Consider the following 1,070-nt stretch of genomic DNA (forward strand, 5'->3'; position numbering starts at 1 on the left):
AGTTTATGTTTTATTGCGACACTATATCAAGATGTTTGGTTTTATTAATACCAATTCCGAAGAAGTTGAATGTACTAGAGCATAATTACCCGATTATAAGAGGGCGTTATTGAGCCAAATCGGCAATAAATGTTTGTTGGTAGTTAGTGCTAGATTTCAGTTCTTTTTTTATCCATTGATTAAACAAGCTAAAGTCAGAATGTATTTGCCAGAAAAGGGAAGCAATAACTCGTTTACCAAAAAAATCAGGGTGGTCTGTAATGACCTTAAGTTTGTTATCTTTTACATGACTATCGATCAGGAAGCTAGGTAAGAATGCGATGCCCTTTTGAGCATTACATAAATCGATGATGGTATCTAAATCATCCAGTCGCCAAAGGTTATATGCTGCAATAGTCGATAAGTTAAGCAGTTCTTCACACCCATCCATTAATAGAACTCGCTGAGATGGTGCATGAGACTTTATAGGCCCCAAATCCTTATGAGCGACCCACCAGCAGTTAACGTGAAATAACTCCTCTACATTGAAGTCATAACTTGTCTTGTGGTAGGGGTTACCTAGCGCTAAATCTATCTTACCTTCATTGATATAGTTACCTAAAACGAAACTGGGTTTGGTGACGACCAATAAGTCCACGTTTGGGAATGCTTCTGAAAATGCCAGTAATGTCCTCTTTACATTTTTATCAAACACCAGTGGGTCGATACCGACTCGGTAAACGATTTGGTCTGAAATATTCATTTGTTGAGCAACGGTCACTAAGTCCCGATACTTCGACACCACAGGCAAAGATAATTGGAATAGACGTTCTCCTTTTTTGGTTAACCAAACTTTAGAGTGTTCTCTATTAAATACATTGAAACCCAAGTCTGATTCTAGATTTTGTACAGCTGTACTAACTGTCGATTGTGATTTTCCTAGTTTGCGAGCAGCAGAGCTAAATGAACCTTCTTCAACTACTGCAATGAACGAAACAATATTTTCGAAATGTAGTTTCATGATTCGACTAACCTTTTGACACAAAGAAATTATAATTTTTATGGTTTCCTGATTCGAAGAACAATAGCGT

The 1,070-nt window shown here is 37.2% G+C and carries 1 protein-coding gene; it reads right to left on the reverse strand.

Annotated elements, in window-relative coordinates:
• Window positions 1-106: 106 nt before the first annotated feature.
• On the reverse strand, window positions 107-1,000 hold the full coding sequence (locus BCT81_RS03005; protein ID WP_102423200.1) for a LysR family transcriptional regulator: 894 nt from the start codon (window positions 998-1,000) through the stop codon (window positions 107-109).
• Window positions 1,001-1,070 lie beyond the last annotated feature (70 nt).

Origin of the sequence: Vibrio sp. 10N.261.52.A1 (genome assembly GCF_002876325.1) — a bacterium.
GTDB lineage: Bacteria > Pseudomonadota > Gammaproteobacteria > Enterobacterales > Vibrionaceae > Vibrio > Vibrio chagasii.

What these genes read in the sequence shown, in the direction of transcription:
- BCT81_RS03005 (WP_102423200.1), bottom strand. Translation starts at nt 1,000, where the DNA reads ATGAAACTACATTTCGAAAATATTGTTTCGTTCATTGCAGTAGTTGAA.